The sequence below is a fragment of the Aquabacterium sp. genome (assembly GCF_048860245.1).
In the GTDB taxonomy this organism is placed as follows: domain Bacteria; phylum Pseudomonadota; class Gammaproteobacteria; order Burkholderiales; family Burkholderiaceae_C; genus Aquabacterium.
Window position 1 is genome coordinate 19,835 of record NZ_JBLIZW010000082.1, and the last position, 17,871, is coordinate 37,705.

Consider the following 17,871-nt stretch of genomic DNA (forward strand, 5'->3'; position numbering starts at 1 on the left):
GTTCAGTCCTCCTGCTTGCGAACGGCCAGTCGCGCCAGCACCAGGTAACTCAGCCCGAACCCGATCAGGGCGGCGTACATGGGCAAGAAGCTGCCCACGCCCAGTCCCTTGGTGAACGCACCCAAACTGATCAGCTGGAACCACGATGCCGGGAAGCCCAAGCCCACCCATTCAGCTCCGCCGGTCAGGGTGGAGACCGGGTAGAGCAAACCGGAGAAGTTCACGGATGGAATCAGGCAGATGATGGCCGAGGCGAACGATGCTGCGACCTGCGACTGCAGGAAGGCCGAAATCAGCAGCCCCAGGGCGGTGGTGGCAAACACAAAGCACAGCGCACCCAGGCTCAGGCCGATGAAGCTGCCTTTCAGCGGAACTTGCAGCAGAGTGACCGATAGCAAGACCAGCGTCAGGTAGCTCGCCATGGCCAGCCCGATGTAGGGCAGCTGTTTGCCCACCAGAAACTCGCCAATGCTGGCTGGTGAGGCGTACAGGTTGATGATGGAGCCCATCTCCTTCTCACGCACCACCCCCAGCGCGGTCAGCATGGCGGGGATGATGATGAGGCACAGCATGACCAGGCCCGGCGTCGAGGCGTAGATGCTGCGGAACTCCTGGTTGTAGGTGAAGCGCGGCTCCATCTTGGCAGGCAGCACCAGGTGAGGGGCGCCCGGGGTCTCACGCATCAGGCGCGCTGTGTGTTCCAGCAAGATGCCGCGCGCGTAGCCCCGCACGTTTTCAGCGGTGAAGGGTTGGGCCCCATCGAGGTAGAGGCCAATGTCCGGGTGGCGTCCTGCCTGCAGGTCTCGGCCGAAATTGGGCGGAATCTCGATGACGAGCGAGACGTCGTGTTCTTGCAGGCGCCGGTTGATGTCTTCGGTGCTCCGCAGCGGCCGTTTCTCGATGAAATAGCGAGAGCCGGCAAAGTGTTCGATCAGCTGTCGGCTGTCGTGTGTCTGGTCGCGGTCGAGCACGGCGAATCCGATCCGCTCGATGTCGAACGAGATGCTCCACGCGGCCGTCAGCAGCAAGATGATCGGTCCCATGATGGCGAACGCCAAGCGGATGCGATCACGCTTGAGCTCCATGGCTTCACGTCGGGCGAAGGCCCACATCCGCGCAAACCACGTGCTCAGTCGGTCGCTCACATCGGGGCGTGATGCCGCGGCTTGGGTGTCGGCGGGTTGCGCCGGGGCGGCATCGGCTTGCACCTTGGCCGCCTGGGGGGCGGTCTCGACCGTGTCGTCGGCCGCTTCCAGGTAGGAAATGAAGGCGGCTTCCAGCGTGTCAGCGTGTTGGTGGCTGCGCAGATCATCGGGCGACCCCACAGCCAACACGCGCCCGCGGTGCATCAGGGAAATGCGGTCGCAACGCTCGGCTTCGTTCATGAAGTGTGTGGACACGAAAATCGTGACTTGCTCTTCACGAGACAGCTTGATCAGGTAGCGCCAGAACATGTCCCGCGCGGCCGGGTCGACGCCAGAGGTGGGTTCGTCCAGGATCAGGACTTCTGGCCGATGCAAGCAGGCCGCCGCCAGCTGGAGGCGCTGTCGCATACCCAAGGACATCGACATGGGGCGTGCGGCGGCATGCTCGGCCAACTCGAAACGAGCCAGGCTGGTGCGAACGGCGTCCACGGCGGCGTTGCCTTCCAGCTGATAGAGCTGGGCGTGCAGCATCAGGTTCTGCTCGACCGACAGCTCCTCATAGAGCGAGAACGACTGCGACATGTAGCCCACCCGCATGCGGGTGCGCAGGTCCTTGGCGTCGATCGGTTGGCCGAGCAGACGTGCTTCACCTTCGCTGATGTCCAGCAGCCCGGTGAGCATCTTCATCGTGGTGGTCTTGCCGCAACCGTTCGAGCCGAGAAAGCCGAAGATCTCACCGCGCTCGATGCGGAAGTTCACGTCCTGCACCGCCACGAAGTCGCCAAAACGACGGGTCAGGCGTGAGGCCTCGATGGCATGGGGGCCGGTGGCCGGTGGTCGAGGCGGGATGATCAGGGGCTCGCCGCTGCCACGCTGATCGGGGGGCAGCAGGTCAATGTAGGCGGCTTCCAGGGTGTGAGAGGGCGTACGTTCCAGCACCTGCTTGGTGTGGTCAAACACCAGGATGTGGCCATCGTTCATGGCCACGAGGTACTCGAAGCGTTCGGCCTCTTCCATGTAGGCGGTCGCCACGATCACGGTCATCGTGGGGCGTTCGCGGCGCAGGCTTTCGACCAGCGACCAGAATTGCCGACGCGACAGCGGGTCCACCCCGGTGGTGGGCTCGTCGAGGATCAGCAGGTCCGGGTCATGGACGAGCGAGCAGCACAAGCCGAGCTTTTGCTTCATGCCGCCGGATAGCTTGCCGGCCGGTCGGTCTCGGAACGGCGTCAGGCCTGTGGCGTCCATGAGGCGCTGGGTGCGGCTGGCACGTTCTGCCTCGCTGTGCCCGAACAGGCGAGCGAAGAAATCGATGTTTTCTTCGACCGACAGAGTGGGGTACAGGTTGCGGCCCAAGCCCTGCGGCATGAATGCCACGCGGGGAGCCAGTTGTGCGCGGTCCTTGGCTTGGGCCACGTCCAGGCCCAACACCGAAATCTGGCCTGACTGCAGACGTTTGACCCCGGCAATCAACGACAGCATGGTGGACTTGCCGACACCGTCCGGACCCACGAGCCCAATGGTGCGGCCCGCCGGCAAGGTCAATTGAATGTCTTGCAGGGCAACGGTGTCGCCATATCGGTGCGAAACGTCCTTCAGCACCACCGCAGCGGATGCGGTGGCCGAGGCGTCAGCTTGGTGTTCGCGCATGCTCAGTGGGCAGAACGTTGCTCAAGGGCGGGCAGCTTGACGGCCAGGCGTTCCGGCCAGGCCACGCCAGGCTCGACGCGCACAAAGCCATTGCCGGTCAGCCCCGCCTTCACATACGGTGAAAACTGCTTGGCCACTTCGGCGGGCACCTGGAGCTTGACGCGGTACACCAGCTTGTCGCGCTCGACACTGGTTTCAACGTACTTGGGGGTGAACTGCGCTTCGGCCGCAACGAACGAGATACGCGCCGGGAATGTGTAGCCGGGCAGGGCATCGAGCACGATGCGTGCTTCGTCGCCTACCTTCAGCTTGCCGATGACCGCCGTGGGCAGGAACACCGTCATGTGCACATCTGATGTGTTCAGCAGCGTGGCCACGCGTCCGCCGGAGGGCAGCACCGAGCCGGGCTCCACCACGCGGTATTCGACACGACCGCTGACCGGCGCACGCAAGCTCATGTCGGCGATGACGGCATTCAGTCGTTGGATCTGGGCTTCGGCCTCGGCCTTGGCGGCGGTGGCCTCACCAATGGCGGCGGTGGCCGCCATCACCCCGGCCTTTTCGCCGTCTCGCTGGGCAGCGCGGCGCTCGACCTCGGCGCCAGACACCAGAGCATCCTTGCGCAAGCGTTCGGTGTGATCCAGTTCCAGTTGCGCCAGCTTGGCCTGCACCTTGCGCACATCGGTTTCGGCATGTGCACGAGCCATGGCCTGCGTGGCACGCAGGCGCGCGGCTTCCACGGCTGCACGTTGCGCGAGCATTTCGGCGGTGTCTTGCTGGGCGATCAGATCTCCAGCCTTGACCTCATCGCCTTCGCGAACGGGCAACTCGGTGATGCGGCCGGGATACTTCGCGGCCACCTCAATGCGTTCCACTTCCAGCCGACCGTTGCTGCCCAGCAAGCCCGCAGGCAAGCGATCACGCTGGCCCTGATACCACCAGGCACCCGCTGCCGCGGCAATGGCTGTGAGGGCCAAGGCCCAACCGATGGCTTTCTTGTTCATTGTCCGGACTCCAGGGCAGCTGCTCGCAACTGGTTGCGCAGCGATGGCTTGATGAATTTCAGAATGGTTTCGACCCGCTCTTCATGCGACTGAGGCGGCAGGCGCCGGTCCAGCACCGTTTCAGCGAGTCGAAAATTGATGAGCTGGTGAATGAGGTGGAACGACAGCAGGCGTGTGTCGATGTCATCAGGGCCGCGCCCGGTGATGCGCGCCACCACGTCGTTCAGCGCGGTCTGTACCGGGTTCAGCACACGTGTGAACAGGCCTTCAAACGCATCACCGTGCTCGGTCTGAATGCGAAGGAAGAACTGGATCCAGGTGGCCGGGATGTCGTTGCTCAGCAAGATGCGGGCTTGCGAGTCAATGAACGTCAGCACCAGTTCGATCAATGCCTCGCGCTCGGTCGTGGCTGCAGCGCCGGTGACCAAGGCGCTCAATGGCTGAGAGTGAACGGACTGGATGAAAGCGCCCAAATGGTTGGCTGCCTCGACATACAAGTCGTCTTTCGACCCAAAGTAATAGGGGATGGAGCCCAGATTCATGCCGGCAGCTTGCGCCACCATGCGTGTGGTGGTGGCGTCGTAGCCATGCTTGCCGAACAGGTCGAGTACCACTTTCAGCATGCGCTCGCGCGCCAGGGCTCCCTTTGGGGAGACCTCGTGCATGTCACCCGGGATCGGGTGCGGAACGTGAGCGATGGCGCGTGTGGCCGGCATGCGATGTGTGGGCAGTTGATGCCTCACAGCATCGCATGTTGTGGAAAGTTAATCAACTGTATAAATTGATGCGGCTCAACGAATCTGCAGTCGTTGCGCGCTGCACTCAAGGAATGCGGACGTACTCGCCTGGGGCATCCGGCAATGCCACCTTCTTGCCGGGCAATCCCATGCGCGGTGGGGCCATCAAGCCACTGGATTGCTGGGCGAGCCAGTTCTCCCATGCTGGCCACCAAGAGCCCTCTTGGTGCGGCACCTTGGCCGCCCACGCTTCGGGCGACATGTAACGCTCGCCAGCGGCACGGTGCTGCAGCTGGAAGTGACGCTTGGGGTGTCCGGGCTCACTCAGGATGCCGGCGTTGTGGCCACCGCTGGTGAGCACAAAGGTCAGATCCAGCGGCAGCAGGTGCAGTTTGTAGACCGACTTCCAAGGGGCCACGTGGTCACTGGAGGTGCCCACGGCAAAGCAGGGCACCTGAATGTCGGTGAACCAGATGGGCTGACCATCGACCTCGTAGCGGCCACCGGCCAAGTCATTGCGCAAGAAAAGTTTGTGCAGGTACTCCGAGTGCATGCGGTAGGGCATGCGCGTGGTGTCGGCGTTCCAGGCCATCAGGTCATTGGGCAGGTCGCGCTCGCCCAGCATGTAGTACTTCAGCGCACGAGACCAGATCAGGTCGTTCGAGTGCAGCAACTGGAAGGCGCCTGCCATCTGGCTGCCCTTGAGGTAGCCCTGCTCGGCCATCATGGCCTCCAGCAGGTTGATTTCTGCCTCGTTGATGAACAGCAGCAACTCACCCGCCTCAGTGAAATCACCTTGTGCCGCAAACAAGGACATGGATGCCAGTCGGTCATCGCCATCGCGCCCCATCGTGGCGGCGGCAATTTGCAGCAGGGTGCCGCCCAGGCAGTAGCCCACGGCATGCACTTTGTGCTTGGGCACGATGCGGGTCACCACATCCAGAGCCGCCATCACGCCGTCTTGCCGATAGGTCTCCATCGACTTGTCGCGGTCGGCCTCAGAGGGGTTCTTCCACGAAATCATGAACACCGTGTGCCCACGGTCGACCAGGTACTTCACCATCGAGTTGTTGGGCGACAAGTCGAGGATGTAGTACTTCATGATCCACGCCGGCACGAACAAAACCGGCTCGGCATGCACCTTCTCGGTGGTTGGCGTGTACTGAATCAGTTCGATCAGATCGTTCTGAAACACGACCTTGCCCGGCGTGACCGCCACCGTCTCGCCCACCTTGTAAGCCTCAATGCCTGCAGGGGGCACGCCACGCACTTCGCGCTGCATGTCATCCAGCCAGTTCATCCAGCCTCGCATCAGGTTCATGCCCCCTTCTTGAAGGGTGGCCTGGATCACTTCCGGATTGGTGAACGGCAGGTTGGAGGGGGCCATCACATCCAGCCATTGGCGTGCCGCAAATGACACCACGTCAGAGTGCCGCTTGTTCAGGCCTGGCACCTCGTGCGTGGCGCGCTCCCAGGCGCGTTCTGTCAGCTGAAACGCCTGCGCATAGACATTGAAGGGCCACTGGCGCCAGGCAGGTGCCGCAAAACGGCGGTCGTCGTGGCAATGGTCCTCGCAGCCGCCCGGTTTGAGCAAGCGCGTGGCGGCATCTTTCACGTCATCGGCGGTCTCTTTGGCCACTTCCAGTTGCTTGCCGGGCGAGGCACAGAAGTGCGCCAGCCAATCTAGATAGACCAAACTGGCCTGAATCGGCGAGATGCCATTGACGGCCTGCCCGATCTGTCCGTGCACATGGCGATCCAGTGCGCGAGTCACTTCTTTCCAGGTTTCTTGTTGCATGGTCGTGAGAGACGTCTCTGTCATGTCAGCTTCCTTGAAGCAATGGGCAGGCCTAGGCCACAGTCAAATGCTAAGTCACGGATACGACAGCGAGATGACCTGCCTCATGAATCGCGCATCCGGGCCAAACGATGCCAGCTTCTTGCGCATGGCCTCGTCCATCTCCTCCGGGGGCACCACGGCAAATCCATGTCGCTGCCAGTAAGGCACCGAACCTTGTACGGCAATCAGCGTGATGTCGCTCAGCCCACTCCGTATGGTGTACTGATGTGCTGCAGTAAACAACTGCACCGCCACGCCTTGTCCCTTCAAGGCTGGCATCACCGCCATGTCGTGCATGTACAGGGTGGTGGGGCGTGCCGGGGGCATCCAGTCATCGGCATGCAGCGCCGGGTAGTGACCGGGTGACACGGGCAGTGACACCAGGTAGGCCATCGGCAGGTCGCCCGCGTCGCAGGCCACCCAACAAGAGCTGGGTGATTGCCGCAGTTTCGAGGCAAAAGCGGCCTCGGGCTCATGAAAATCGCTGCTGTAGCACTGATGCTGGATCTCACAGACGCGGCCCAGGTCTGTGGTGCGCATCTGGCGCAAGGTCAATGAAGGCGAGATCGGGCGGGGGAACATCGGATGCAGGGACTGTTGCAAGTTGTCGCATTGTCCGCCGGACTTCCTGCAAAATGCCTGAACACAGTGGGCATAACGTGCCCAGATACGCCAAAGCAGGAACATGATCACTTACCAACGCTCTCAAGCTCGCACGGTCGCAGTCATCGCGGCCGGTGTTGCCGTCCTCGGCGGACTGGCCTACTGGTTCATGTTTTCGGGCTCGTCTGACCAGCGGGAAGGGGTCGTGTTGTCTTCGGCGTCTTCGCCCATGGACCGCATGGTGCAAACCGGTTTTGGTGCCAACGGCCCGGCGCTCAATCTGCATCCCCCCATCACCAGCGATGGCCGCCCGTCCGATGTGCAGCCCGATGACTGGCTGGTGCTGAAAAACGCTCTGGCCAAAATCGGCATGCCCGAGAACGCAGCAGGCAATCTTGTCGCCCTCAACCGCTACCAAAAGGGATTTGAGTCGTGGCAGGCGTTGGACGAAGAGAAAGAAGCCGGCCGTCGCAAGCAGATGGCGGCCATGCTGCTGGCCGATTTGCCTGACCGGGTGGCCAACGGCGAGTTCTCCTTGATCGAATCGATGTTGATGGGCGCCTCGCTGATCGCCGATGTCGAGCACGACGAAGCGCGCCGCAACCATCAACTCGAAACCTGGCAGGGCAAGGTCACGGCGGTGGTGCCCGTGCCGCAAGACGAAGCACAGAGTCAGTCTCAAGGGCGCGAAACCGAATACAAGCGCCGTCAGGCAGAAGCCTTTGCACAATGGCAAAACCAGACCGATGCGTCGGCGCGCACGCCTGCCAAGCTGGAGCAGGCCATGGAAGAAGTGCGCCGAGCCTACAACGCGCATGCTTTCTGAGCACTGAGGTGACGTGACTGAGGCAGTTCCCCCGGTGGGCATCGACCCCCACCTTGACCGATTCATTGATGCGCTCTGGCTGGAAGACGGCCTGAGCCGCAACACGCTGGCGGCTTACCGACGCGACCTGCAAGGGCTGGCGACGTGGCTGGTGTTGCAGAAGCGGGGGCACACCTTGGTGCAGGCCAATGAGGTGGATTTGCTGGCGTATGCGCTGGCCCGCCATGCCGACTCCAAGCCCACATCGGCCGGCCGGCGTCTGAGCTGCTTCCGCCGCTTTTACCGCTGGGCCGTGCGCGAGGGGCTCACGAGCCATGACCCCACTGTGCGCATGGACGCGCCCAAGCAGCGCGTGCGCGTGCCCGGCACCCTGACCGAAGCGCAGGTCGAAGCCTTGTTGGCTGCACCCGATCCCGACGACCAACTGGGCCTGCGCGACCGCGCCATGCTCGAAGTGCTCTATGCCAGTGGCTTGCGGGTGAGTGAGCTGGTCGAACTCAAGTCCGTGCATGTGGGTCTGAACGAAGGCGTGCTGCGCGTCACCGGCAAAGGCAGTAAAGAGCGGTTGGTGCCCTTTGGTGACGAGGCCGGCGCCTGGCTGCAGCGCTACCTTGAGCAGGCTCGTGGCGGCATCCTGGGTGGACAGGTGAGCGACGCCTTGTTTGTCACCTCACGTGGTGGCCCCATGACCCGCCAGATGTTCTGGAAGCTCATCAAGAAGTACGCCCTCATGGCGGGCATCACCCAGCCCTTGTCGCCGCATACGCTGCGGCATGCCTTTGCCACCCATCTGCTCAACCACGGGGCCGACCTGCGTGTGGTGCAGATGCTGCTGGGCCATGCCGACATATCCACCACGCAGGTCTACACCCATGTGGCGCGCGAGCGCCTGCGGCAGTTGCACGGCAAGCACCACCCGCGTGGGTGATTCGCGTCAACCGCTGTGGCGTCAGTCCACGCCCAGCAAAAAAGCCAGTTCGTCTTCGGTAAAGCCAGCTGCCTTGCGCGCCGCTTCATTGAAGGGTGGACGCAAGCGGGGTGCTTCGTACTGCTTCACCAAGCCCGGGTAGATCTGCGTCGCGTTCAGGCCGCGCTCGTTGCACAGGTGGTGAAACCAGTGGTTGCCAATGCGGACATGGCCCACCTCGTCGCGCAAGATCACGTTCAGGATCTCGACCGCACGCAGGTCGCCAGCGCGGGTCAGCTTGTCCTGGATCAGGGGTGTGGCGTCCAGCCCGCGCGCTTCCAGGGTGCGGGGCACCAAGGCCATGCGCGCCAGGATGTCGTCCTTGGTTTTGTCACACATGGTCCACAGGCCATCGTGCGCCTCAAAGTCGCCATAGCGCCAGCCAATGCTGTGGAGGTGCTCGTGCAGCAGGTTGAAGTGCAAGGCCTCTTCACCGGCCACTTGCAGCCAGTCGCGGTAAAACTCGGCCGGCATGCCGCCAAAGCGCCACACCGCGTCCAGCGCCAGGTTGATGGCGTTGAACTCGATGTGGCAAATGGCGTGCAGCAGTGCCGCGCGGCCTTCCAGCGTGAAAGGCGTGCGCGAGGGCACCTGTTTGGCCGGCACCAGCAACGGGCGGGCGGGGCGGCCCGGCATGGCTGCCTGCTGTTCGGGTGTGAGGGATAGGGCTTCCTGCCGTTCGGCGTCGGTGATGAAGGCGCCGGGGTTGGCCTCGACGGCCTGTTGCAAAGCGAGCGACAACGCTGCTTTGACGGCAGGATCGGGTTCTAGCAGGATGCGCAGGGCCTGATGACGACAATTCATGCGCGGGATTGTGCCGTGGTGCGTGCCGCCGGCCTCTGACGCAGATCGAGTTTTGTGCTCAGTCCGCCCAGGTGACCCAGCCCATGTGGGCGGTGACCAGAATCAGGATGCCGAACGCAATGCGGTACCAGGCAAACGGCATGAAGTTGTGGCTCGACACGTAGCGAATCAGCCAGCGCACGCAAATCCAGGCCGACACAAAGGCAAACACCAAGCCGGTCAGGAACAGGGGCAGGTCGGCCAGAGACAGCAGGGCGCGCTCTTTGTACAGGCTGTAAGCGCCCGCACCGATCAGGGTGGGAATGCCCAGGAAGAAGCTGAAATCGGTGGCCGCCTTGCGCGACAGGCCCAGCAACATGCCGCCAATGATGGTCGAGCCCGAGCGGCTGGTGCCGGGCACCAGCGCAAAACATTGGATCAGACCCACTTTGAGGGCATCGAGTGCGCTCATGTCGTCAACCGTTGCCACGCGCTGCATGTGCTTGCGGGCTGCCATGCGCTCAGCGGCGATGATGATGAATCCGCCCAGAATGAAGGTGGTGGCCACCACTGTGGGGGTGAACAGATGCGCCTTCACCGCCTTGCCAAACAACAGGCCCAGGATCACGGCGGGGATGAAGCCGATGATCACGTTCAAGGCAAAACGCTGGGCCTTGGGGTCAGAGCCCAGTCCCACCACGGTGTCTTTGATGCGTTGCAGGTACACCAGCATCACGGCGAAGATGGCCCCCGTCTGGATGGCAATCTCGAACACCTTGGCCTTTTCGGCGCCGGCGGAGCCACCAAAGCCCATCAAGGCATCGGCCAGGATCAGGTGGCCAGTACTGGAAATGGGCAAGAACTCGGTCAGGCCCTCGACGATGCCCATCAGGGCAGCTTTCACAAACAGCACGATATCCACGGCACACATCCTCATTGCTTGCACCAGCCAACAGGCTCGGGCGCCCGCGCATCTTAGGTCACGTCCGATGACGATTCGCCCTGCTGCCCCTGGGGGTAGGGGGGCATGTCTACACTGCGCCACATGTCTGACGCCCCCGTTTTTACGCCCTCCCAAGCCGCATGGCGCCCCGATGCCGCGCAGTGGGTGAACCGCATCGCGCAACTGAGCGCCCAGTTGGATGCCGAGCATCAAGTGCCCTTGGGCACGCTCTGGGCGGGTGACCCGGTGCCGCATCCGCGCTGGGTGGCCGTGAACCATGCCCTGGCGACCGACATGGGCTGGCCCGAGGGCTGGCACCAAGGGCAGGGCGACGACGCAGCGCTGCACGTGCTCAGTGGCAACGCCGTGTGGCCCGGCATGGCGCCGCTGGCCACGGTGTACAGCGGGCACCAGTTTGGCATGTGGGCCGGCCAATTGGGCGACGGCCGTGCCTTGCTGCTGGGCGAACTCTCCACTCCGGTGGGACCGCTGGAGGTGCAGCTCAAAGGCGCTGGCGCCACGCCATATTCCCGCCGGGCCGATGGGCGGGCCGTGCTGCGCTCATCCATCCGCGAATACCTGTGCAGCGAGGCCATGCATGGCCTGGGCATCCCCACCACCCGCGCGCTGGCGCTGACAGCCTCGCCGCTGGCCGTGCGCCGTGAAACCTTCGAGACCGCAGCCGTGGTCACCCGGGTGGCGCCCAGCTTCATCCGCTTTGGGCATTTCGAGCACTTTGCGCACAGCCGCCGTCCGCGCCACCACGAGGTGCTGGCGGCCCTGGTGGATGCTGTCATTGCGCACCATTACCCCCACCTGGCCGAGGCCCCCAACCGGGCGCTGGCGCTGCTTGACGAAGTCGTGCGCCGCACCGCCACACTGATGGCCCAATGGCAAAGCGTGGGTTTCTGTCACGGGGTGATGAACACCGACAATATGTCCATCCTGGGGTTGACGATCGACTACGGCCCCTTCGGGTTCATGGACGCGTTCGACCCTGACCACATCTGCAACCACTCCGACGACCACGGTCGCTACTCGTGGAACAACCAGCCCCAGATCGGCTACTGGAACCTGCGCGCGCTGGCCGAGGCCTTGCTGCCCCTGATCCCTGGGGCAGATGAAGACACCGGCCCCGTCATGGCCGTGCTGCAAGGCTACGAAGAACGCTTCCCGGCCGAGATGCTGGCCCGCTGGCGTGCCAAGGTGGGTCTGGCCACCGAGCGACCGGAAGACGAACGCCTGGTGCTCGACCTCCTGCAGTTGATGGCGCGAGGGCATCTGGACTTCACCATCACCTTCCGCCGACTGTGCAGCTTCCGGTCTGACCTGCCGGTGACCGATCCGGCCAACGCCCCGGTGCGCGACCTGTTCCTGGATCGTGAAGCCTTTGACGCCTGGGCCCAGCGTTATCAGGCCCGCTTGCAAGCCGAGGGCAGTGTGGACGCCGAACGTGCCGCCCGCATGCAGCGCATCAACCCGCTCTATGTGCTGCGGAACCACATGGCCGAAACCGCGATCCAAAAGGCTCGCATGGGCGATGACAGTGAGGTACAACGCCTGCATCGGCTCCTGCAACGTCCGTTTGACGTGCAACCCGGCTGCGAAGCCGATGCCGATTTCCCGCCCGACTGGGCTTCATCCATTGAGGTGTCCTGTTCATCATGAGCGACTACAAAGTCAAGAAGACGGACGAAGAATGGCGCGCGCAGCTCGCGCCCATGGACTACGAAGTCACCCGCCACGCAGCCACTGAGCGCGCATTCACCGGGCGCTACTGGGATCACTTCGAGCCCGGCACTTACCAGTGCGTGTGCTGCGGCGTGAAGCTGTTTGGCTCAGACACCAAGTTTGATGCCGGCTGCGGCTGGCCCAGCTACTGGCAGCCAGCCGAAGATGGGGTGATCGAGCGGGTGATGGACCACTCGCACGGCATGATCCGCGTGGAAGTACGCTGCCAGAACTGTGGTGCCCACCTGGGCCACGTGTTTGACGATGGCCCCCAGCCCACGGGGGAGCGCTACTGCATCAACTCGGCCGCGCTAGACTTCAAGGCATGAAGATCTTTTTTGACCTGCTGCCGATCATCCTGTTCTTTACCGGCTTCAAATGGGCCGATGGCCACAAAGAACAGGCCGCGCAGTGGATGACCCAATACCTTGGGTTTGCCGTCTCGGGCGGCGCTGTGGGCGTCAAAGAGGCGCCCGTGCTGCTGGCCACCGTCATCGTGGTCGTCGCCACCGTGGCCCAAATCATCATCCTCAAAGCCCTGCGCAAGCCCGTCGACAAAATGTTGTGGGCCGGTTTGGCCGTGGTGGTCGTGCTGGGCGGCTTGACCTTGTGGTTCCACGATGAAACCTTCATCAAGTGGAAGCCCACCGTCATTTACTGGCTGATGTCCTGCGGCTTCTTGGTGAGCGAAATCGTGCTCAACAAGAAAATGCTCAAACAGATGATGGGGGGCGAAATCCACGCCCCCGAGGGCGTGTGGCGCCAGCTGGGCTGGGCCTGGGTGTTTTTCTTTGCCGGCATGGGTGTGCTCAACCTGTGGGTGGCCTACACTTTCCCTACCGAAACTTGGGTCAGCTTCAAGATGTGGGGTAGCCTGGGTTTCACGCTGGCTTTCACTGTGGCGCAGGGCCTCTACCTCAGCCGCCACATGGTGCACGAACAACCCTGACGCATGTCCACTGTTACCGCTTCGCAAATTGAGGAGGTACTGCGTACCACCTTGCAGCCCGAGTCGCTCGAAGTCATCGACGACACGGCTGACCACAAAGGCCACCCCGGTACAGGGGGGGCTGAGAGCGGCACCCACTTCACCGTGAAGGTGCGCGCACGTTGTTTTACCGGTCAGACACATGTTCAGCGACATCGCCTTGTGTATGATGCCCTGCGCGATTTGATTCCCCAGGGCGTTCATGCGCTGGTCATCAAAGCCGAGCCTGTCTGATTCTTTTACCTCAAGCATCTTGCTCAACATGAAGACCTCTCGTATCGCCAAGGCTGCAGTTCTGGCTGCTTCGCTCACGCTGGCTGCTCCGCTGGTGTTCGCGCAAAACATCGCCATCGTCAACGGCAAGGCCGTGCCCAAGGCACGTGTCGACGCCATGGTTGACCAGATCCTGAAGAACCAACAGCCCGGCCAGCCTCCTCAAGCTCGCACGCCCGAGCTGGAGCAAAAGGTCAAGGATGAAATCGTGATGCGCGAAATCTTCATCCAGGAAGCCGAGCGTCGTGGCCTGCAAGGTTCTGCCGACTACAAGGCGCAAATGGAATTTGCCCGTCAGTCGATCCTGATCCGCGCCCTGTTCCAGGACTTCGAGAAGAAGAACACCGTCTCTGACGCTGAAGCCCGCGCCGAATACGACAAGATCAAGGCTGCCAACGGCGATAAGGAATACCGTGCTCGCCACATCCTGGTCGAGAACGAAGCCGATGCCAAGGCCATCCTGGCTCAGCTGAAGGCTGGCGCCAAGTTTGAAGATCTGGCTCAGAAGAATTCCAAGGACCCTGGCTCTGCTGAAAACGGCGGCGACCTGGATTGGGCTAACCCCGGCAACTACGTGCCTGAGTTCTCTCAAGCGCTGATCAAGCTGCAAAAGGGCCAAACCACCGACGTGCCCGTAAAGTCGCAATTCGGCTGGCACATCATCAAGCTGGAAGACGTGCGTGACACGCAGTTCCCAGCTTTTGACGAAGTCAAGGGCCAGATCGTTCAGCGTCAGCTGCAAGCCAAGATGATCAAGTTCCGTGAAGACCTGAAGGCCAAGGCCAAGACGGACTACAAGTTCAGCAACTGATCTCGGTTCGCTGACCACAAAAAAGCCGCCCTCGGGCGGCTTTTTGTTTGGGGCTGCGTCGTGTGCGAGCCCCAGCGGGAAGGCATCAGGCCTTTTTGCGGAACACCAGATCCCACACACCATGGCCCAGGCGCAGGCCGCGGTTTTCAAATTTGGTCAGCGGGCGGTAGGCGGGCTTCTCGGCGTAGCCTTCGGCCGTGTTGACCAGGCCGGGTTCGGCCGACAGCACTTCCAGCATCTGCACCGCATAGGGTTCCCAATCGGTGGCCAGGTGGATGTAGCCGCCGGGTGCCAGATGGGCCAGCAACTTGCTCACAAACGCGGGCTGAACCAGGCGGCGCTTGTTGTGGCGCTTCTTGTGCCAAGGGTCAGGGAAGAAAATGTGCACACCCGCCAGCGAGTTGGGTGGGATCATGTTCTCCAGCACCTCCACCGCGTCATGGCGCACCAGACGCAGGTTGGTCAGGCCCATTTCGCCAATGTGCTTGAGCAGGGCGCCCACGCCGGGTTCATGCACCTCGCAGCCGATGAAATCGGTGTCTGGCAGCGTTTGGGCGATCTTGGCCGTGGCGTCGCCCATGCCAAAGCCGATTTCCAGCACCACAGGCGACTGGCGGCCAAACGTGGCAGCCAGGTCCATTTGCTCGCCCGTGTAAGGCAGCAAGAAGCGGGGGCCCAGGTCGGCCAGCGCACGGGCCTGGCCTTCGGTGGTGCGGCCGGCGCGCATCACATAGCTCTTGATGGTGCGGGCGTGAGGCGGCAGGTGGTCGAGGCTGACGGGCTGCTTGTCGTCAGACGGCGGGTTTTGTGTGTCTTGGCTGGACATGCTCGAAACGGCGAAAGCCGCAATACGGTGATCAGAGGTCAAGGGCGAGAGTGTGCCTCAAGCTGAGGCCGAGACGCCAATACAACGCTCTTCAAGCGGGTGGTTCTGAGCACTAATGCTTGCCGCTACAATGGCAAGCATTGCGGGTGTCGTTCAATGGTAGGACTCTTGCTTCCCAAGCAAATAACGTGGGTTCGATTCCCATCACCCGCTCCAGCATGAGCAAAGGCCGTCAGGAAACTGACGGCCTTTTTGTTTTGGCTGGTCCGCCGTATGGCTTTTGCGCCTGCTCAAGCTGTGTCGTGTCTTGCTCACTAGCATCCAGCCCAAACACTGCAAACAAGCTGGAGACAAGCATGCAACACACCCTTTGCCGCGCAGGCATCGCGTTCGCTCTGAGCGCTGCCACGCTCGTCACGTCACTGACAGCCCATGCGGCCGATGATTGGGATGCCATGCGGCAAGGGCGCACCCGAGACGACGTCAGCACCTGGGCCCGCTCGGTAGAAGGCATGGCCGTGAAAGAGTTTCGTGGCGTGGTCGAGGTGCACGCCACCGCGTGGGCTGCGCTGGCGCTGTTGGCCGACACGCGCAACCTGGCCAACTGGGTGTTTCAGGGGCAGTTGTCAGAGCACCCAGAGGGCACGCCCGCCAATCAGGTGTACTTGCGTTTCAAAGGCTTGTGGCCTGCAGGCGATCGCGACGTGTCGTTCAGGACCGTGGTCAGCCAACGGCCAGATTCGGTCATCGTGGTGGACAGCCGTCAGGTCGATGGCTACCCCAAGCAGGATGGCTATGTGCGCATGCCTTACTTCCACAACGTGTTCAGGCTGACGCCACTCAAAGGCGGGTGGACCAAGGTGGAGTTTGAAACCCAGATCGACCTGGGTGGCATGGTGCCCGCGTGGTTGGCCAACGCGGTGTCCACCAAGGCGCCCCTGGTCACGCTGCAAAACCTGCAACAGCAGATCAGCAAGCCAGCTTATCAGCTCAAGACCGCCGCCGAGCTACCCCAGCAATACCTGCGTGGAGCTCAGATCGTGTTGCCGCCGGGGCATGTCGCTGACTAACGTCAGGGACACAATGCCTTGCTTAGCGAGATCACCATACGGGCAGCAAAGCATTGAACTCGGGCTTTCAGTGTGGCTACTTGCTGCGGCGGGTGTAAACGTCGCAGTTGGGCGAGATTTCGCAGGCGTCCATCAGGCTTTTGACGGCAGAGCGGTAGGTTTCAAGCTCGACCTCGGCCAACTGAACCGACGAGAAGTTCTTGTCGCTGCCGTCAATGCGGGTGGACGAGAAGTACTTGGCCGGGAAGGTGGCGCTGCCACGCGGAATGATGCCCGCCAGCGCATAAGCCGCGTAGCCACCGTTTGTGTAGTTGTGGATGTTGGAGTGAACAAAGATCTGGTACTGGTTTGCAGGGTACTTGGCGATGTACTTGTCAGTCACGAGATCTGAAATCACATTGGCGCACTTTTCAATGTTGTCGTTCTTGTAGGTGCAGAACACATTGAATTCACCAGCCGAAGCGGCCGTGTGCAGGCCCAGGGTACAGAGTGCCGCAGCGAGATATTTCTTGTTGATCATGGCAAACGTGGTCGATTGAAAAACGGAGCGCTCACCTCGTGGGCGAACACCCGATTTGTATCGGACGTTGATACGGATTGTTGAGCCCACGATGCCGTGAGTGATCAGTCTTTGACCACGCGCAGGTTGTAGGCCAGGAAAACGTCGTCTTGAACCCACCCCAGAGATTCGTACAAGGACTGCGCGGCCTTGTTGGTGCGCGCCGTGGTGAGGTCCATGCGTGCCTTGCCGTCGGCCTTGGCCCGAGCGGCTGCGGCGTGCAACAGCGCACGCCCCACGCCGGATTGCCGAGCCGAGGGCAGCACAAACAAGTCGTACAGCACGTAAATGGGCTGCGCCAGCACCGAGCAGAAGCTGGGGTAGAGCTGACAGAAGCCTACCAACTCGCCTGATGGCGATTCGGCCACCAGGATCACCGATTCGTTGCGGTGCAGCCGGTCGGTGATGAACTGCAAGGCCAAGTCGAAGTCGGGCGCCTGTTCGTAGAACTGGCGGTAGAGGTCGAACAGCTTGGCGATGGCGGGGATGTCGGTGTGTTCAGCAGGGCGAGTGATCAGGGGCATTGGAGTCTGGCAGGTTGGCTGCAAAGGGGTGGCAAAACGCGTATACGCCAAAGTTATTTTGTGGTTGAGGCGGGATGCTGATGCTTTTACGCTCGTAGCACTTTCTTCAAGGCAGATGACTACGATGTGCGTGCAAGATTTTTTGGGTCAACAGGTAAGGGGTGTTGAGTTCATCGATCATTGGCAGGGCGACCAGCTTGATGAAATGCCATCAGCGGCGGGATGTATTGCCTTTCACTTCGATGATGGTGTCGTCGCTATCACGTCTCGTGCTCGCTATCGGCTGAATGAAGTCACGCCTGATGAGTACGCGCTAAAGCTGTCTGGATACGATTGGGATACGTGGGCGTTATGGCGTGCCAAGTTGCTGAGTGTCTCGCATCAACAAGGCGCGCCGTATCGAGTCAAGCACATCAAAGTGCTTCGGGGCAAATTGTTGGATGCCAATGTATGAAGCGCCCCGGGTTTCGCGGAGGCTCCAACACTGGAGAATGGAGCCATGAAGAAGTCCCCGAAGTTTTCCCCTGAGGTTCGTGAGCGAGCGGTGCGCATGGTGCAAGAGCACCGGGCTGAGTACCCGTCGCAATGGGC

19 protein-coding genes and 1 tRNA gene are annotated in these 17,871 nt (G+C 61.9%); 10 read left to right on the forward strand and 10 right to left on the reverse strand.

What is annotated here, in order from left to right; translation table 11 throughout:
- Positions 1-2 precede the first annotated feature (2 nt).
- The 5 genes from rbbA to ACMV18_RS09620 all read right to left on the reverse strand — a co-directional run bounded on the left by rbbA (position 3) and on the right by ACMV18_RS09620 (position 6,916).
- Positions 3-2,795, reverse strand: a complete 2,793-nt coding sequence (gene rbbA, locus ACMV18_RS09600; protein ID WP_420817653.1) for a ribosome-associated ATPase/putative transporter RbbA — start codon at positions 2,793-2,795, stop codon at positions 3-5.
- A gap of 2 nt (positions 2,796-2,797) precedes the next feature.
- Complete coding sequence (locus ACMV18_RS09605) at positions 2,798-3,799, reverse strand: HlyD family secretion protein (RefSeq protein ID WP_420817654.1); 1,002 nt, start codon at positions 3,797-3,799, stop codon at positions 2,798-2,800.
- Positions 3,796-4,515: a CerR family C-terminal domain-containing protein gene (locus tag ACMV18_RS09610; protein WP_420817655.1), complete on the reverse strand. Its 720-nt coding sequence runs from the start codon at positions 4,513-4,515 to the stop codon at positions 3,796-3,798. The genes ACMV18_RS09605 and ACMV18_RS09610 overlap by 4 nt, the downstream gene beginning before the upstream one ends.
- A 106-nt stretch (positions 4,516-4,621) precedes the next feature.
- Positions 4,622-6,358: a PHA/PHB synthase family protein gene (locus ACMV18_RS09615; RefSeq protein ID WP_420817656.1), complete on the reverse strand. Its 1,737-nt coding sequence runs from the start codon at positions 6,356-6,358 to the stop codon at positions 4,622-4,624.
- A gap of 51 nt (positions 6,359-6,409) precedes the next feature.
- Positions 6,410-6,916 carry a GNAT family N-acetyltransferase gene (locus tag ACMV18_RS09620; protein WP_420817657.1) on the reverse strand — a complete coding sequence of 169 codons (507 nt, stop codon included), beginning with the start codon at positions 6,914-6,916 and terminating at the stop codon, positions 6,410-6,412.
- A 145-nt stretch (positions 6,917-7,061) separates the two neighbouring features.
- Here ACMV18_RS09620 and ACMV18_RS09625 point away from each other — a divergent pair, with 145 nt between their 5' ends.
- Positions 7,062-7,805, forward strand: coding sequence for a hypothetical protein (locus ACMV18_RS09625; RefSeq protein ID WP_420817658.1), 744 nt, complete (start codon positions 7,062-7,064; stop codon positions 7,803-7,805).
- A gap of 13 nt (positions 7,806-7,818) precedes the next feature.
- A complete protein-coding gene (xerD, locus tag ACMV18_RS09630) occupies positions 7,819-8,733 on the forward strand; it encodes a site-specific tyrosine recombinase XerD (protein WP_420817659.1) in 915 nt (304 codons plus the stop codon).
- Positions 8,734-8,754: 21 nt separating this feature from the next.
- Here the strand turns inward: xerD and ACMV18_RS09635 are convergent, their stop codons facing one another.
- Both ACMV18_RS09635 and ACMV18_RS09640 read right to left on the reverse strand, forming a co-directional pair.
- Positions 8,755-9,576, reverse strand: a complete 822-nt coding sequence (locus ACMV18_RS09635; RefSeq protein ID WP_420817660.1) for a ferritin-like domain-containing protein — start codon at positions 9,574-9,576, stop codon at positions 8,755-8,757.
- A gap of 58 nt (positions 9,577-9,634) precedes the next feature.
- Positions 9,635-10,477: an undecaprenyl-diphosphate phosphatase gene (locus tag ACMV18_RS09640; protein WP_420817661.1), complete on the reverse strand. Its 843-nt coding sequence runs from the start codon at positions 10,475-10,477 to the stop codon at positions 9,635-9,637.
- A gap of 123 nt (positions 10,478-10,600) precedes the next feature.
- Between ACMV18_RS09640 and ACMV18_RS09645 the strand changes: the two genes are divergently transcribed.
- The 5 genes from ACMV18_RS09645 to ACMV18_RS09665 are packed head-to-tail and all read left to right on the forward strand — an operon-like array spanning position 10,601 to position 14,301.
- Entirely contained in the window at positions 10,601-12,166 is a 1,566-nt protein-coding gene (locus ACMV18_RS09645) for a protein adenylyltransferase SelO (protein ID WP_420817662.1), read from the forward strand.
- Positions 12,163-12,558: a peptide-methionine (R)-S-oxide reductase MsrB gene (gene msrB, locus ACMV18_RS09650; RefSeq protein ID WP_374255740.1), complete on the forward strand. Its 396-nt coding sequence runs from the start codon at positions 12,163-12,165 to the stop codon at positions 12,556-12,558. Before ACMV18_RS09645 ends, msrB begins: the two co-directional genes overlap by 4 nt.
- Positions 12,555-13,178: a septation protein A gene (locus ACMV18_RS09655; RefSeq protein ID WP_374255739.1), complete on the forward strand. Its 624-nt coding sequence runs from the start codon at positions 12,555-12,557 to the stop codon at positions 13,176-13,178. The genes msrB and ACMV18_RS09655 overlap by 4 nt, the downstream gene beginning before the upstream one ends.
- A gap of 3 nt (positions 13,179-13,181) precedes the next feature.
- Positions 13,182-13,451 carry a BolA family protein gene (locus tag ACMV18_RS09660; RefSeq protein ID WP_374255738.1) on the forward strand — a complete coding sequence of 90 codons (270 nt, stop codon included), beginning with the start codon at positions 13,182-13,184 and terminating at the stop codon, positions 13,449-13,451.
- 28 nt (positions 13,452-13,479) lie between these two features.
- A complete protein-coding gene (locus ACMV18_RS09665) occupies positions 13,480-14,301 on the forward strand; it encodes a peptidylprolyl isomerase (RefSeq protein WP_374255737.1) in 822 nt (273 codons plus the stop codon).
- Positions 14,302-14,386: 85 nt separating this feature from the next.
- On the opposite strand, the gene trmB is transcribed toward ACMV18_RS09665, so the two are convergent.
- Positions 14,387-15,127, reverse strand: a complete 741-nt coding sequence (gene trmB / locus ACMV18_RS09670) for a tRNA (guanosine(46)-N7)-methyltransferase TrmB (protein ID WP_420817663.1) — start codon at positions 15,125-15,127, stop codon at positions 14,387-14,389.
- A gap of 142 nt (positions 15,128-15,269) precedes the next feature.
- On the opposite strand from trmB, the gene ACMV18_RS09675 reads away from it, so the two are divergent.
- Both ACMV18_RS09675 and ACMV18_RS09680 read left to right on the forward strand, forming a co-directional pair.
- Positions 15,270-15,343 (forward strand) — tRNA-Gly (locus ACMV18_RS09675).
- Between the two features lie 140 nt (positions 15,344-15,483).
- Positions 15,484-16,197, forward strand: coding sequence for an START domain-containing protein (locus ACMV18_RS09680; RefSeq protein ID WP_420817664.1), 714 nt, complete (start codon positions 15,484-15,486; stop codon positions 16,195-16,197).
- Between the two features lie 76 nt (positions 16,198-16,273).
- On the opposite strand, the gene ACMV18_RS09685 is transcribed toward ACMV18_RS09680, so the two are convergent.
- Entirely contained in the window at positions 16,274-16,717 is a 444-nt protein-coding gene (locus ACMV18_RS09685) for a hypothetical protein (protein WP_374255731.1), read from the reverse strand.
- A gap of 104 nt (positions 16,718-16,821) precedes the next feature.
- Positions 16,822-17,280 carry a GNAT family N-acetyltransferase gene (locus ACMV18_RS09690; protein WP_420817665.1) on the reverse strand — a complete coding sequence of 153 codons (459 nt, stop codon included), beginning with the start codon at positions 17,278-17,280 and terminating at the stop codon, positions 16,822-16,824.
- A 28-nt stretch (positions 17,281-17,308) separates the two neighbouring features.
- On the opposite strand from ACMV18_RS09690, the gene ACMV18_RS09695 reads away from it, so the two are divergent.
- Positions 17,309-17,734, forward strand: coding sequence for a hypothetical protein (locus ACMV18_RS09695; protein ID WP_420817666.1), 426 nt, complete (start codon positions 17,309-17,311; stop codon positions 17,732-17,734).
- The last annotated feature ends 137 nt before the right edge of the window (positions 17,735-17,871 follow it).